Source organism: Clostridium sp. (assembly GCF_036781005.1).
Lineage (GTDB): Bacteria > Bacillota > Clostridia > Clostridiales > Clostridiaceae > Clostridium_B.
On record NZ_DAIQBT010000005.1, the window covers coordinates 53,663 to 68,063 of the forward strand.

12 protein-coding genes and 5 pseudogenes are annotated in these 14,401 nt (G+C 32.8%); 6 read left to right on the forward strand and 11 right to left on the reverse strand.

Translation table 11 applies throughout. From position 1 onward, the window contains the following. Nucleotides 1-51: 51 nt before the first annotated feature. The 3 genes from V7Q02_RS03055 to V7Q02_RS03065 all read right to left on the reverse strand — a co-directional run bounded on the left by V7Q02_RS03055 (nucleotide 52) and on the right by V7Q02_RS03065 (nucleotide 3,528). The gene (locus V7Q02_RS03055) at nucleotides 52-987 is read right to left on the reverse strand and encodes a DMT family transporter (protein WP_333859498.1); all 936 of its coding nucleotides are present in this window, start codon (nucleotides 985-987) and stop codon (nucleotides 52-54) included. Between the two features lie 64 nt (nucleotides 988-1,051). Further along, the gene (locus tag V7Q02_RS03060; RefSeq protein WP_333859499.1) at nucleotides 1,052-1,960 is read right to left on the reverse strand and encodes a LysR family transcriptional regulator; all 909 of its coding nucleotides are present in this window, start codon (nucleotides 1,958-1,960) and stop codon (nucleotides 1,052-1,054) included. Nucleotides 1,961-2,148: 188 nt separating this feature from the next. Next, nucleotides 2,149-3,528 (reverse strand): MATE family efflux transporter, encoded by a 1,380-nt coding sequence (locus tag V7Q02_RS03065; RefSeq protein ID WP_333859500.1) that lies wholly within the window; start codon nucleotides 3,526-3,528, stop codon nucleotides 2,149-2,151. Nucleotides 3,529-3,922: 394 nt separating this feature from the next. Between V7Q02_RS03065 and V7Q02_RS03070 the strand changes: the two genes are divergently transcribed. Beyond that, on the forward strand, nucleotides 3,923-4,411 hold the full coding sequence (locus tag V7Q02_RS03070; RefSeq protein ID WP_333859501.1) for a MarR family winged helix-turn-helix transcriptional regulator: 489 nt from the start codon (nucleotides 3,923-3,925) through the stop codon (nucleotides 4,409-4,411). A 27-nt stretch (nucleotides 4,412-4,438) separates the two neighbouring features. Here the strand turns inward: V7Q02_RS03070 and V7Q02_RS03075 are convergent. Beyond that, nucleotides 4,439-4,567, reverse strand: a pseudogene (locus V7Q02_RS03075) (methyl-accepting chemotaxis protein); the annotation flags it as partial. A 68-nt stretch (nucleotides 4,568-4,635) separates the two neighbouring features. Here V7Q02_RS03075 and V7Q02_RS15905 point away from each other — a divergent pair. The 3 genes and pseudogenes from V7Q02_RS15905 to V7Q02_RS03085 all read left to right on the forward strand — a co-directional run. Further along, a pseudogene (locus V7Q02_RS15905) lies at nucleotides 4,636-4,786 on the forward strand (IS110 family transposase); the annotation flags it as partial. 531 nt (nucleotides 4,787-5,317) lie between these two features. Next, nucleotides 5,318-6,820 carry a sodium-dependent transporter gene (locus V7Q02_RS03080; protein ID WP_373845139.1) on the forward strand — a complete coding sequence of 501 codons (1,503 nt, stop codon included), beginning with the start codon at nucleotides 5,318-5,320 and terminating at the stop codon, nucleotides 6,818-6,820. Nucleotide 6,821: 1 nt separating this feature from the next. Then, the gene (locus V7Q02_RS03085; protein ID WP_333859503.1) at nucleotides 6,822-6,932 is read left to right on the forward strand and encodes a MetS family NSS transporter small subunit; all 111 of its coding nucleotides are present in this window, start codon (nucleotides 6,822-6,824) and stop codon (nucleotides 6,930-6,932) included. A gap of 318 nt (nucleotides 6,933-7,250) precedes the next feature. Here V7Q02_RS03085 and V7Q02_RS03090 read toward each other — a convergent pair. From V7Q02_RS03090 to V7Q02_RS03105, 4 genes and pseudogenes are all read right to left on the reverse strand, one after another. Further along, nucleotides 7,251-7,754, reverse strand: a pseudogene (locus V7Q02_RS03090) (IS256 family transposase); the annotation flags it as partial. After that, the gene (locus V7Q02_RS03095) at nucleotides 7,736-7,903 is read right to left on the reverse strand and encodes a hypothetical protein (protein WP_333859504.1); all 168 of its coding nucleotides are present in this window, start codon (nucleotides 7,901-7,903) and stop codon (nucleotides 7,736-7,738) included. The gene V7Q02_RS03095 and the pseudogene V7Q02_RS03090, both read right to left, overlap by 19 nt. A 244-nt stretch (nucleotides 7,904-8,147) precedes the next feature. Beyond that, a complete protein-coding gene (locus tag V7Q02_RS03100) occupies nucleotides 8,148-9,122 on the reverse strand; it encodes an Rpn family recombination-promoting nuclease/putative transposase (RefSeq protein WP_333859505.1) in 975 nt (324 codons plus the stop codon). A 611-nt stretch (nucleotides 9,123-9,733) separates the two neighbouring features. Next, a complete protein-coding gene (locus tag V7Q02_RS03105) occupies nucleotides 9,734-9,961 on the reverse strand; it encodes a hypothetical protein (protein ID WP_333859506.1) in 228 nt (75 codons plus the stop codon). Between the two features lie 346 nt (nucleotides 9,962-10,307). Between V7Q02_RS03105 and V7Q02_RS03110 the strand changes: the two genes are divergently transcribed. Next, complete coding sequence (locus V7Q02_RS03110; protein WP_333859507.1) at nucleotides 10,308-10,760, forward strand: helix-turn-helix transcriptional regulator; 453 nt, start codon at nucleotides 10,308-10,310, stop codon at nucleotides 10,758-10,760. A gap of 137 nt (nucleotides 10,761-10,897) precedes the next feature. Then, nucleotides 10,898-12,145 (forward strand): radical SAM protein, encoded by a 1,248-nt coding sequence (locus V7Q02_RS03115; protein ID WP_333859508.1) that lies wholly within the window; start codon nucleotides 10,898-10,900, stop codon nucleotides 12,143-12,145. 41 nt (nucleotides 12,146-12,186) lie between these two features. Here the strand turns inward: V7Q02_RS03115 and V7Q02_RS03120 are convergent. The 3 genes and pseudogenes from V7Q02_RS03120 to V7Q02_RS03130 form a co-directional block, all read right to left on the reverse strand. Continuing rightward, nucleotides 12,187-12,437 (reverse strand): annotated as a pseudogene (locus V7Q02_RS03120) (MBL fold metallo-hydrolase); the annotation flags it as partial. Further along, a pseudogene (locus V7Q02_RS03125) lies at nucleotides 12,426-12,825 on the reverse strand (OPT/YSL family transporter); the annotation flags it as partial. The pseudogenes V7Q02_RS03120 and V7Q02_RS03125, both read right to left, overlap by 12 nt. A gap of 85 nt (nucleotides 12,826-12,910) precedes the next feature. Continuing rightward, nucleotides 12,911-14,374, reverse strand: a complete 1,464-nt coding sequence (locus V7Q02_RS03130; protein WP_333859509.1) for an aminoacyl-histidine dipeptidase — start codon at nucleotides 14,372-14,374, stop codon at nucleotides 12,911-12,913. Between the last annotated feature and the right edge of the window lie 27 nt (nucleotides 14,375-14,401).

Consider the following 14,401-nt stretch of genomic DNA (forward strand, 5'->3'; position numbering starts at 1 on the left):
TTTTTTCATTACTGAAAATAGACAGCGGCATCTATATGAATAGTATCATTATTATTTCTCTTTGGTAATTGATTTTAAAACACACCTTTTTTTATTTATACCAGAAATGATAACCCCGGAAAATACAAGTATTGCTCCCAGATAACCTTGAACTTTTAAGACCTCATGGAGAAAAATAAATCCAAATATGGCTGAAAAAACAGGTTCAAGAGAAAATAGAATACCCGTACGTTCAGGAGTTGTGTATTTCTGAGCAACCGGTTGCAATATAAAACCAAAAGCACTACATACCACACTTAGAGATAATACAGCAAGCCATTCAACAGAATTGGCTGGCAATCTGGGCTGCTCAAATATAAAGGAAAATAGCAATCCAAATATCCCTGCAAATCCTAATTGTAATACTCCCAATGCTAACGGATCAACCATTTTGGAAAAATAACTTGTAAGCAGAATTTGACCTGCATAAATGAATGCAGCCAATACGCAAAGCAAAGATTTTTTATCAAGTTGAAATGTGATGTCTATCGTAAGCAAGCCAATCCCAATTATCGTTAAAAATACACCAGCTGTTATGGGCAATGTAGGTTTTTTTCCATGAATAATAATTTGAAGCAGTGGTACAAAAATGACAGTTGTTCCTGCTAGAAAACCTGCACTTGATGCGGAAGTTGTTTTTAATCCAAACATAAGTGTTGAAAGTACACAGAACAGTGCCGCTCCTAGTATCCCTCCGTATAGTAATGTCTTTTTATCTATATTACATAACTTTTTATAAAAAATTGGGGCAGTTAACAAAAAGGCAATTCCAAAACGCAGGGCAACTAAATTAAAAACATCAATACTGTCTAATCCCATTTTCATGAAGAGATAAGATGATCCCCATGCAATTGTAATTAAGGCTATAATCAAATCGGCCTTTCTCTGTGAAATGATAATCACCCCCTTGTATATATGATATCGTGAAGTCTTGACATAGGAAAACATAAAAAAACTATGGCCTGAAATAGGTTAAAACTATTTCAGACCATATTATAAAATAAGCCGTTTACTATATAAATTTTTGTGCAATTCTTTTTAATGCCAATAAATAAATTTCACCTAACCGGGTGGGTATATAGTCCTTGTGAGTAATAACACCAACCTGGATTTTTTCATCAACCTCCAACGGAATTGCAATAATATCGTCTCCGTGCAAATATGATGGAAATACGCCCGTAGAAATAGTATAGGCATTTACACCAATCAAAAGGTTAACTACCGCCGCACGATCACTCACTTTTATTGTTTTTTTATGGTTTAGGGTACTTAGTATTTCTTCGGAAAAATAAAAAGAGTTATGTTCTCCTTGTTCATACTCCAGGTAAGGTAGATCCTCTAAATCGTCAATGGTAACGCTGGAACGGCTAGCTAAAGGGTTCTCTTTACAAATAAAAATATGGGGAGTTGCCACAAATAACTCGGAAAAAATGAGATTACTTTCATTTAAATATTTACGAATAATGTGCTCATTAAAACTGCTTAAATAGATTATGCCCAGTTCACTCTGTAAACTTTTAACATCTTCAATAATGTCATAGGTTTTTGTCTCACGAAAAGTAAATTCATATTCATCACCACCAAACTCTTTAATTAAATCTACAAAAGCATTAGCTGCAAAAGTATAATGGTGTGTTGAAACTGAAAAACGTTGTTTTGAAGGTGTGGCGTTGATATATCTATCTTCAACCAACACTACCTGTTGTAATATTTGGCGGGCATAACCTAAAAAGTCTGCACCCTCATTTGAAACAGTAATTCCTCTGTTGGTACGAACAAAAATTGTTGTCTTTATTTCGGCTTCTAATTCTTTTATAGAAGCCGACAGACTTGGTTGAGAAATAAATAAATTTTTTGCGGCTTCAGTAATAGAGCCCTTATCCGCAACTTCAACGATATATTTTAACTGTTGTAATGTCAAAGTTATTTCCTCCTGTGATCACGTATTGATTTATCCTTCCAATCTTAACCTTATTGTATATATCAATAATAATTATACCAAATAGATTATCATTGAGGCAGATAATTATACTTTTAAAACTAGATCATTTTCCGTAATATACCAGTATTTTTGACAAAACCCATGATAACAAAAAAATAGATAAAGAATCAAATTGTTTTATTCTTAATAAAAATATTCCTTTTCAAGATCTTCAGCTTTTTCTTTAATGATAAAGCAAATATTGTGGTTAAAATAACCGTTAAAAAATCCGCAGCAGGCTGTGCCCAGATAACTCCTTCAATTCCAAATAAATGTGGCATAATCAAAATAGCTGGAATAAAGAATATTCCCTGACGGCTGATGCTAAGAATTCCTCCTTCTTTCCCCTTTCCAAGTGCAAGAAACAAGGACATATATACCATCTGTAACCCAAACAGTGTAAACACACTTCCATTTGCCCTCAATAATCTACTTCCCATATAGATGAGCATCCTGTCATTTTCAGAAAACATTAACATGATTTGTTCAGGAATTATAATCATAAAAAACGCCACTACTGCACAAAATATCGTTGTCCATTTGAGGGATACTTTTGTGGCTTCATTAAGTCTATCGTAATTTTGGGCACCATAATTATAACCAGCTAGTGGCTGAAAACCCTTCATAAATCCAAACACCACATAGGTTCCAAGTGTCATAATTCGCGTTACCACACCTACAGCAGCTATCACAGAATCTCCATAACTACTTGCCGCAGTATTTGAAAGTCCCATAGCAACACTGGATAAAATCTGAAAAACAAGAATAGGCACCCCTACTTTTAGAATCTCCTTATATATCCTACCATTAAAATTGAAGTAACCAATAGAAAAACGCAAACAACCCTTTTTACACAGGATATACCATAAGTAGAAAGAAGTAGTTGCAGCCTGAGAAACAACTGTTGCAGCAGCTGCCCCTTGTATACCAAATCCTAAGAGAAAGATAAAAATAGGTGCTAATATCACATTGAGCCCTCCACCAATAAGCATAGATATCATGGTGAATCTTGCCATACCTTCTGAGGTTATGATGTTATTCATAGTTACATTGAAAATATTCATTATAGAGCCTGAAATATAGATCACAGCATAGGCTCTAGCATATGGTAGTATTGTCTCTGTAGCACCCAAAGCTACCAGTATATTATCTAGAAAACATAGTGAAATAATGATCGATATTATTCCCACGAAAAGACTAGTAAATAACGTTGTTGATGCTGTTTTGTTTGCCTCATCTGAGTTTCCCTCCCCAAGGAGCCGGGAAATGTAGGAAGCTGCTCCACTTCCAAAGGTCATACCAAGACCCACAATAATTTGTACTATTGGAAATACTACAGACACTGCACCTATTTGGCTGGTGCCCAGTCCTCCAACAAAATAAGCATCCACTACACTATAAAGAGCGGAAACCATCATACCAATCATAGTTGGTATACCCAGTTTAATCAATGCTTTGGAGATTTTTTCATCCCTCATCATTTGAAACTTTTGGTCATTCGAATCCATAATAATCAAATCCTTTCATATGTATACAGCACCCATTCAAATAAAAAATATATTATGTTTTTTTATTTATCTACAAACTAATTAAGATGGCAAAGTTTAATTTGCATTATCTAATGGTATAGATACTATACACTTTACGTAAAAAATACCACTTTAGAAACCATTAGCATAGCATTTACATTCTAAGACAAATTTGCAATATTAGATAATAGAGCACTGAAAACACTATTTTCAATATATTAAAAGTGTATACATCCTATACACTTTTGTCAAGTAGTCTTCAAAAGTTATTTAGCAATACCTTAAGGAGTACTTTTATTGTTATGCAATAATATCTTTTTATTATTACAATCTCCACATTGACAAAAGCGTTTATATACTATACACTAATAATATGATGAATTTAAATTTTGATAATAAATTAAAAATTAGTTATACTCTTCTAAGATTAGGTATAAAGATTTCTGAACTTGATAAACAAACTAATTATTATGGAACAGATAAACAGCTTTTTGAGGCGGAAATTCACATGATTAAAGCTATAAAAGAAAATGAAGGTATTCATGTTACTGGTCTTGCAGAAAAATTGGGAGTGACGAAAGGAGCAGTTTCCCAAATAATCATGAGACTTCAGAAAAAAGGCATGATCATCAAAGAGATTGACCCACATAACTTATCAAGACTAATACTACGACTAACACCTAAAGGAGAAACTGCACATTTACACCATGAAAAAATCCATCAGGAGTTTGATGATCTTGTTAACAATATTTTAAAAGATAGTTCTGATGAAGAAAAAACATTCTTAAAAAAATTTTTAATCTCTCTTGAAGAAAAAGTTGATGTTTGCTACGGGAAAAAAAGTGGTTCAAGACATAATTAAATAGGAAATTGACTATTGGCAAACTTGTCTATTAATATAGTTTGCTAATTTTCTCATTTCAGATGCTACTATGGAAGAACCCCTACCATGTTCACCTGCTCTTGAAGCTTCTATTATTGTATTTAATCCCAAAAGATTTGATTGAAAGACTATTCTATTGTACTTGCACATCCAAGTTTCTAATATTCAATTAGGAAACGTTGCTTAGGACACTTTTAGTAAAAGTTCTACAAGAGTGCAATACTAATTCCGTGGTAAAAAGTGAAAAACACCCAGAAATTCGTAACCGATACGAAACATCGCTACCACAAGAAAGCAATCATTACTATAACAAGAATGCTTCTAACAGCATTATACAACACGTTGAAAAAAAAGAACTATATAATCCACAAAGGTATTCAAGTTTTTATTTTATATTGCACAAAGTTTTGATTATTTGATTTACCTAAATTAATATTTATAATTTTAACGAAAGGAATTTATATGTATAAATTACAAATCAAGCCAGAAAAAAGTATATTTTTAATAACTTTTAAGGGATTATTATCAAAGGAAAAAAGTGAGGAATTTTTATCAAATTATCAAGTAAGCTAAAAACCTTTGATACATCAAGATACAATTTTCTGGTTGATTACGCAGGAACTTAAAGCTTCCACACAAGATTCTACTGACAATATAAAAAATACTATAGAATTACTTGCTTTTCTTTCTATAACTTTCTAAACATTTCCCCACAATTTGTATGCTTAAAGCTAAACCTACGGACAGTAAATTTATAATTCCTGTACACTTGCCAGTTCTGAACTTTGTCATATATAATAATAATGGAAGTATTAATACATACGTCTGCAATGTGTTTATTAGTACCTAAAATTATTTTTAACTATTATAACAAAGGGAGGTTTTATTTTGAAAAGGGATCGTTGGAATTCTAAACTGGGTTTCCTATTAGCTGCAATCGGTTCCGCTGTGGGTCTCGGAAATATTTGGCGTTTTCCGTATACTGCAGTAGAAAACGGAGGCGGTGCGTTTCTTGTACCTTATTTTTTCGCAATTATTACGGCGGGTATTCCTATTCTTATTCTAGAATACACTATTGGTAAAAGCTACAGGGGAGGGGCACCTGTCGCTTTGGCTCGAATCAACAAAAAATTTGAATGGCTGGGCTGGTTTCAGGTCATGGTGGCCTTTATAATTACCGTTTATTACTTGGCCATCATCGTTTGGGTAATCAGTTATATCGGGTTTGCCTTTACTCAAGCATGGGGTAATGATCCGACTAACTTCTTTTTAAAGTATCTGGGGGTATCCTCGAGTGCCCTTAAACTGGGAGGTATACAGGGAAATCTTGTGGGACCTTTCCTGGCTATTTGGATCGTGGCCGCTTTTATAATGTATAGGGGCGTCAGCAAGGGAATTGAAATAGCATGCAAAATCGCATTGCCGGCATTGTTGATATTGACTGCAATACTGGTAGTAAGAGGCATCACACTGCCGGGGGCTATAGACGGTTTGAACTATCTATTCACTCCAAATTGGGAGAAGATTACCGATTCCAGCGTTTGGGTGGCCGCTTACGGTCAGGTCTTTTTCAGCTTGAGTATTGCATTTGCAATTATGATTGCATATTCCAGTTATCTACCAAAAGATACAGACGTAGTAAACAGTGCATTTATTACGGCCACTGCAAATCATGGATTTGAACTGTTTGCGGGGATCGGTGTGTTCAGCATCCTAGGATACATGGCTCACATGCAGGGTGTGGCCGTAAAAGAAGTAGCCGCAGGTGGAGTTGGACTAGCTTTCATGGTCTTTCCGGAAGCAATTAACTCACTGCCGGCAATGAACGGATTGATCGGAGTTTGCTTCTTCGGCACGCTGCTGTTTGCCGGGTTTACCTCACTAATCTCAATTATTCAGGCAGTTATTTCTGGTATTGCCGATAAATTTGAGCTCGAACATAAAAAAGCAACGACCATTGTCATTGTTCCGGCCTTTTTTATCAGCATCCTGTTTATTACCGGAGCGGGACTTAATATTTTGGATATCGTTGATGCGTTTATCAATAACATAGGCGTCGCAGGTGCAGGCTTGCTGGAAGTATTTTTGATTGGCTGGTTCTTTAATCTAGAAACTCTCCGTCAGGAGGCCAATGAATTCTCTAATTTCAGCATAGGAAAATGGTGGATTTACGCACTGAAAATCGTCACGGTCATCGTACTCGGCTTTATGGTCATATCCAATACCATTGGATATATCAGGAATGGTTATGGCAACTATGCCACCATTGACGTTGTTGTATTTGGATGGGGATCTCTTCTTGTCGGAATTATCGCAACAATTATCCTTACCTCTATGAAGGGTAAGGATGGTTATGCAGACCTGTCCAAACATAAGGAGGTTGAATAACATGAATACTGGAGCAATTATCATGATGATCATCGGATGCGGTGGTTTGTGGGGCGGATTCCTCGTGGCGGTTTCTATTGCATTAAAACATAGCAAGGCTAAGAAGGTGTAAGCTAGTGCAAAAAAGAACATCTTAGAGCTCAATACCATTTAGTTAAGATAATAACAGTGACAAATAAAGGACAGTGTATATAAGAAACATATACACTGTCCCTTTTTATGTCAAATTTCAAAAACCCCTTGACAAATATATAAAAATGTTCCTTATGGGAAATTGAAAGAAAAAGATATTATGGACAGCTAATTATATAGAAAAAATATTTAATTTTAACCGTTGTGCTAACTTGTACCTATTCAGGCATTAACAATATTTAATTTCACTGTTATTATAAATCTACAGAACACATGCGATAAGAGTCCCTGGTGGGTGCTATGCTCCTTTGTTTAATATTTCGCTGAATAAGATATTAAGCTGATTTACAACCATATCCCAATTTTCATAGGAACGGGTCCATTTCCTGCTTATTCTCTGTGTGGCAAGATATAACATTTTCATTAGACTATCGTCACTTGGAAATATAAGCTTAGTTTTGGTTATTTTCCTAAACTGACTGTTAAGGCTCTCTATGGCATTTGTAGTATACATGATTTTACGGATATAATCAGGAAACATGAAGAAGGTTACAAGGTTATCCCAGTTGTCTTCCCAACTTTTTATGGCATTTGGGTATTTGCTTTCCCATTTTTCTTTTGCATCCATGAGATTCTCAAGTGCGGCATCCTCATTTACTGCACCATAGACAGCTTTCAAGTCTTTTGCAAATGCCTTTTTATCTTTATATGGTATGTATTTCATACTGCTTCTCAGCTGATGAATTATACATCTCTGGATTTTGGCAAAAGGATATACAGCTCCTATTGCATCTTTAAATCCATTCCAAACTGGGTATCCATTTCTGCTTCCAGTGCTTCTTGAAGAACATCTTTAAACATTTCCTTCATAGCAGCTAGAACTTCATCAGGATTTCTAAACTTTTGTTCATTAACATAATTTCTTAAAATTTCTTTAGAAATATTCGACATAAAAAACTACTCCTCTATGTAAATAATTATAAATTTATCATCTAAAATTATTGCCTTGAAAGAGTGTTTTTTATTCACTTCACACAAAGTTTTTTAAAGGCTCAAAAAGAAAAACAGAGCAAACTATCTACTCTGTTTTCCATTTTTGTTTATCTTTCAACTGACAATCTACCTCTTTTATGAGGGACTCGGGAACTTACCTTAAGCCTTTCATTTCATCCATACCAAGCAGCCTGTAAAATTACTAATGTTTAAATTTCTCTATTTCCTCCACTGTCAAACCCGTTTTTTCAGCAATTATTTTTATATCTAATATATCGAGTAAACTTTTTGCTATTTTTATCTTTTCTTCTTTTCTACCTTCTTTTATGCCTTCTTTTATGCCCTCTTTTATCCCCTCTTCTCTGCCTTCTTCTCTGCCTTTCTGTGTGTAGTGTATTTTTCTTATTTCATCAACAGACATATTGAACACACCTCCCTGTGATTTTTTAAATTCATGATATTTGTTTTCTAATTCTGGATTTTCAATTAAAAATAAATATTCTAAAAAATCTACTAATGCCTTCACCTGTTCATTGTTTTTCACTTTATCATAACCTTTAAGTTCCCTCGCCAATTCTATTTTTGCATTATATATTTCTTCATCTGTTATACCTGTATTTAATAATTTTTTACCCATTTTAAATACCAATTTCAAAGGATTTTTATCACTTATACTTTCAAGTTTTATTTGCTCAACGTCTATGGTCCTGAAATTATATACAAGTATGTCTTCTGAAAGTTCCGGCAATTTGTATACGTATCTTTTATCTTTTCCTCTTTCTCCTTTATAGGTATAGATTGCCGCCGCCACTATTTCAGATTTATCATCATACTTATACCTAAACCTATCCCATATCCTGTAAAAATATCTGAACATCCTCTCCCCAAAGACTTCATGCCCACTGCTGTAACTTTGTACTTCCACATGTATAAATAGTATTTTGCTTTCCCCATGCTTAAATTTCACCTTTATAATCTTATCCGAAATTATTTTTTCACTACTCTTCTTGTCAAATATCTCTTTTTGTATTTCATTTAATTCCTTATCTAAAGATTCTGTCCCAAGTTCCCATGCTATTTTACAAAAAAGTTCCGGGAAAAGCAGCTCTACTATTTCTACTTCAAATGCTTCCAATATTGTTTTCCATGCTGTATCAAAATCATGTTTCTTTGTCAAAAGCTTTCACGTCCTCATATTTTGTGATTCATCTCTTAACTTTATTATATCAAATTTTTATTAATTTTTTCACTACTATTTTAATGAATTCATAATCAAAAAAATTAAAACAGAGCAGACTATCTACTCTGTTTTCTATTTCATTTCGCATCGATTCATATCCATTTTTTAACTTAAAGTCTAATACTTTTTAAAGACTTTCCCTAATGCTCTTCTTTCATTTTTTCTTATTCTCTACATTTTAGTGATAGAACGATGATTTAAATACAATCCTTGTTAAGGTTCAACCTAACGTAAATTAAGCATTTTTTATTTTTATTATAACCCTAAAAACATTGATAATAAAGAGTTTAATCGAAATTTTTCCAACCGTTTTCTATTTTTCAGAATAGACATAAAAAACTACCCAAAACCATTGTATTTAAACAGATAGAACTACTTTTACTTTAAAAGTCGGTTGGAAAAATTTTATTCTATTAAGAAAAATTTTTATAATCATCTGTTAGTGTAAATTATATAGGTACATTGTTAATAAACTATGCTTTGAAACAGTAGAACTGTTTGGTTTCTCTAATAGTTCTAAAATAATTTTAGCTCTTTCTTTGATTAAGTTATACATTGCTGCTACCTGCTATTTTTTCAAGAATTTTCAGCTGTTCAGGTGTTACATTAAAATTTTGTTGCGACTTAGTAAAGGCTGTATCTACAATTTTTGTTGATTTATCAGGTGATTCAACTCCTAAACACAGGTTCTCACTTTTTAATTTATCTATATCAATATTTTTTGTACTATTTTTCTTGAAAAAGTTTTTTAAACCATTTATAATTTTATTATGCATGATAGTTTCCTTCTTTTTTTAGGTGATTTTGGCAATACTATCATGCATATTTTTTATTCTTTTTACAAGTAACTATATGGAAATATTTTAATTTATTTACAAATTAGGTATCCACTTAATTACGTCTTGAACCACTATATAGTTTTCACTAACAGATAACTACAAAAATTTTTCTTAATGACTTTACCAGCTATTTAAGAGTTTTTTCAAGATTAGCTATGTGTTATTGTAAATTATATAGCTTGCTCAACATTATACTATAGTGTATAATTACACTATAATATAATTAATTGCTATAAAAGAATAACTATATCCTATTAAAAATATTATTAATGAGAGGACTACCATGACACAAGAAGAGTTTATAAAAATAGTAGATTCAAAAATCAAACTTTTAAGAAATGAAAAAAACTATACCCAAGATAAAATGGCTGATATGCTAGGTATATCGAAGAAAACCTTAATTCAAATAGAAAAAGGACGTCATTCCTTGGGATGGACTACTGCTGTTGCTGCATGCACTATTTTTAAAGACAGTGAAATTTTACAACTAGCTTTTGGAGATGATACAGAGAATATTATACTAACTTTAGCTTTCAACAGTTATGATAATAAAACTTATGAAAAAACCCTAGGTGGACATATATGGTGGAGAGATATTGAACTCAAAAGTACTTATAAAATTCAACAGAATATAATATCAAAACATTATAGAATTTTAAATAACAAAAATATGAGAATATGTTCATCCTTTGATTTTGATTATATACAAAAAAGATTAAAGGAACTTGAAAAATAGCTTTTTATATTGAAGGTCTCTGTAAAAAATGCAGTTATCTTTTCGCCCCCGAATTTTATCTTCTTTGCAGGAGAAATATTAAAGTTATTATTGATATGCTAAAAACTTATTTAAAATATGTTTAGGAGTGCTGCTTAATGATTACAAATTTATTGAGGTTCCTTTTTACAGGATCCTTAAAGCCCTTTATTTTTACCAATGAAGATAACTATAATTTTGATACAAATATTCAAGAGCTTGGTATATATATCCACATCCCCTTTTGCACCACTCTTTGTCCTTTTTGCCCTTATAACAAAGTAAAGTACGATAAGGCTTTGGCTTCTTCTTACAAGGATGCTTTAATAAAAGAAATCCATATGGTAAGTGCTTTAAATAACAAAAATAATGAAATAAGCAGTGTATATTTTGGAGGCGGTTCACCGGCACTTATGCTTGATGAACTTTCTGATATTTTGACTGTACTTAAAAATAACTTTCATATAAGATCCAACATAGGTATAGAACTTCATCCACAGGATATTAATGAGGAAGATCTTCTAAAGCTAAAAAATATTGGCTTTGATATGGTTAGCATAGGTATTCAGTCTTTTCAGGAAAAATGCTTAAAAATTTTAGATAGAGGGTACATAAATGGTACTGAAAAGGTAAAAATAGCAGCCGCTTCAGGCTTTACCACCATAGATGTGAATCTAATGTTTGGTATAAAGGGACAGACCAAGGAAGATTTAAAAAATGATTTTACTACTGCATTTAATTCAGGAGCAACTCAAGTTTCTACCTATCCTTTTATTGATTTTTCCTATGCAGATAATAAAAGTAAACCTTTAGGTAAAAAATACAAAAAGGAACTTTTTCAATGCCTTGAAACAATAAGCAGAGAACTTAATTGTAGCAGAACTGCTGTATGGACTTTTGGAAGGAAGGATATTCCCCAATACTCCTCTATTACAAGGGATAACTTTATAGGCTTTGGCTCAAGTGCTGCTACTATTTTAAAGGATTTTTTTAAAATTAATACTTTCTCAGTATCGGAGTATATAAACTGTATAAATAACAATAAGATACCCACTTCTCTTACTTTAAATTTTAGCAGGAAAACCCGTGCCCTTTACTGGCTGTTTTGGAATTGTTATACTTTAAAAATCCATAGTAACCACTTTAAAAAGCTTTTTGACACCAAATTAGAACATATATTCAAACTGGAATTATGGCTTGGAGTACTTCTAGGACTTATTATTAAAACAAAAGAGGGTTACGAATTAACCAAAAAAGGAGCCTATGCTTATCACCTAGTTGAACAAGCCTATACTCACTACTATATAGATAAAACCTGGAGAATATTAAAACAAGAAGCATGGCCTGATAAAATAAAATTGTATTAAAGATTAGTTTAATTATTTGAAAACCTTATTTCTCTGTATGATTATTTCCAATTTATCTCCATATCAGCACCCACTTCCCCTATAGGTAAAGATTTATACATTTCTGCTTTAACCTGAAAAGAAGTACAGTGACAGGGATATAATTCTTTTACATTATTTTTCCTTAAATACTCAATGGTTCTAACAGCTTGAAAATTCACCTGAAATAAATGCAGCCCCCTATAATTCCAAGTATTCTGTTATCACCACAAACCTTTTTAGCATATTCTTCTATATTACATATGCCGAACAAAGCTCCACCTACACCAACAACAAAACCTTCTAAGAAAGAAACCTTCGAACCTATTAAAAGAATTGCTGGCAATACAAATATCATACGCTGGCAATAGATTCCCCACCACTTGACATACCTTGAATCAAATTTTTACCGAGTATACCCTTTTGTTTAGCAAATATAGTTATAAATACGAAACCCAATATAGAACCAGGTATACCAGCAGCAACTGTAAGTCCTGCTTTCATACCTGAATAAGCAGTAGATGCCGAAAACAGCACAGCTAGAAGGATACCAATTATTAACACAGCAGTACTTCCTTCAGATTTAGAGCCGCTGGAAATATAGGGAACATAATCTTTACCAGATATTCCCCATAAGCACCTTTAGATAATTTTTTACTCACAATATATACCCTCTTTTATAGCACTGATTAAAATACATAAATTGCTATAAACTTCTCTAATTTTTGTAATGCTTATTCTTATTGCTTACTTAAGAGCTTTTAGCACTTCTACTAAATATTTCCATATTGTCTGGGTTGAAGGTATGCTAAGATGTTCCTCTGCAGTATGAACTCCAAACATAGTTGGCCCAAAAGATATCATGTCTAACTGTCCATTAAATTTTTCTTCAAAAAGTGCACATTCAAGTCCTGCATGAATTGCAGTTACCAAAGGTTTCTTTCCAAATAATTTCTCATAAACATCTATAAAAACTTCTCTTATTTTAGAATCAGGATTATACTTCCATTCTGGATAAGCCGATTCTGCAACTACTGTTCCATTTGTGACACTAGCTATAGCAACTATGGTATTAAATATATTCTCCTTTATACTTCCCACAGAACTTCTTATCGAACTTATAATCTCAATGCCATCCTCTTTAGTTTGAACTACCCCTAGATTCAATGAACTTTCTACCAAACCTTCTATATCCATACTCATACTTTGAACTCCATTTGGAATAAGATACAGAAAATCTATTATATTTTCTACAGTCTTTGCATCCATGACTCTTTTTGGCACTTCCTCTGCAGCCTTTAAATTAACTTTTAAATCTGGGTCTGTTCTATTGAATTCATCCTTGAATATTTTTTCTAAGATAGAAACCAGATCTTTTAATAGGGCTTTATCTTTATCATTGACACATATAACTGCGTTGGCTTCACAGGCAATAACATTATGCTTGGAGCCTCCCTTTATAGAACTTATACTATAATTTATTTTAGAACTTAAATTTTTAAGCAGCCTGGCTAATAATTTATTTGAATTAGCCCTTCCCTTATGTATTTCCGAACCAGAATGGCCACCTTTTAATCCTTCAATTTCAATTGTATAAGTATTAAAATCATTATCCATATTATTCCATGTTATGGGAATATTTATCTTTGCCGAACATCCTCCAGCACAACTTACAAGCAGTACCCCCTCTTCTTCTGAATCTATATTTATAAGTGTCTTGCCGGACACATTTTTAGGATCCAGTGCCAATGCTCCATCCATTCCTGTCTCCTCATCAGTTGTAACCACTAATTCAATTGGTGGATGAGCTATATTCTCTGATGCTAAAACTGCCAACCCCATAGCAACTGCTATACCGTCATCTCCTCCAAGAGTTGTATCTGTTGCATATAACATGTCATCTACTACTCTCAATTTAATTGGATCTTTCATAAAATCATGTTCTGTTCCAGATTTTTTCTCACAAACCATATCCATATGTCCTTGAATTATTATGCCGGGACTGGCTTCATATCCTTTGGAAGCCGATTTCTTTATAATTACATTTAATGCTTTATCTTGTATAGCATCCAAATTATATCTTGTTGCAAAAGAAATCAAATAATCGCTGATTTCCTTTTCATTACCTGAACCTCTCGGAATATTACTGATTTCTTCAAAGTACTTAAATACTTCAACAGGTTCAACCTTTTCCAATGTTCTATGTTCCATTTATAATCTCCTCCTAATATTTAGAAC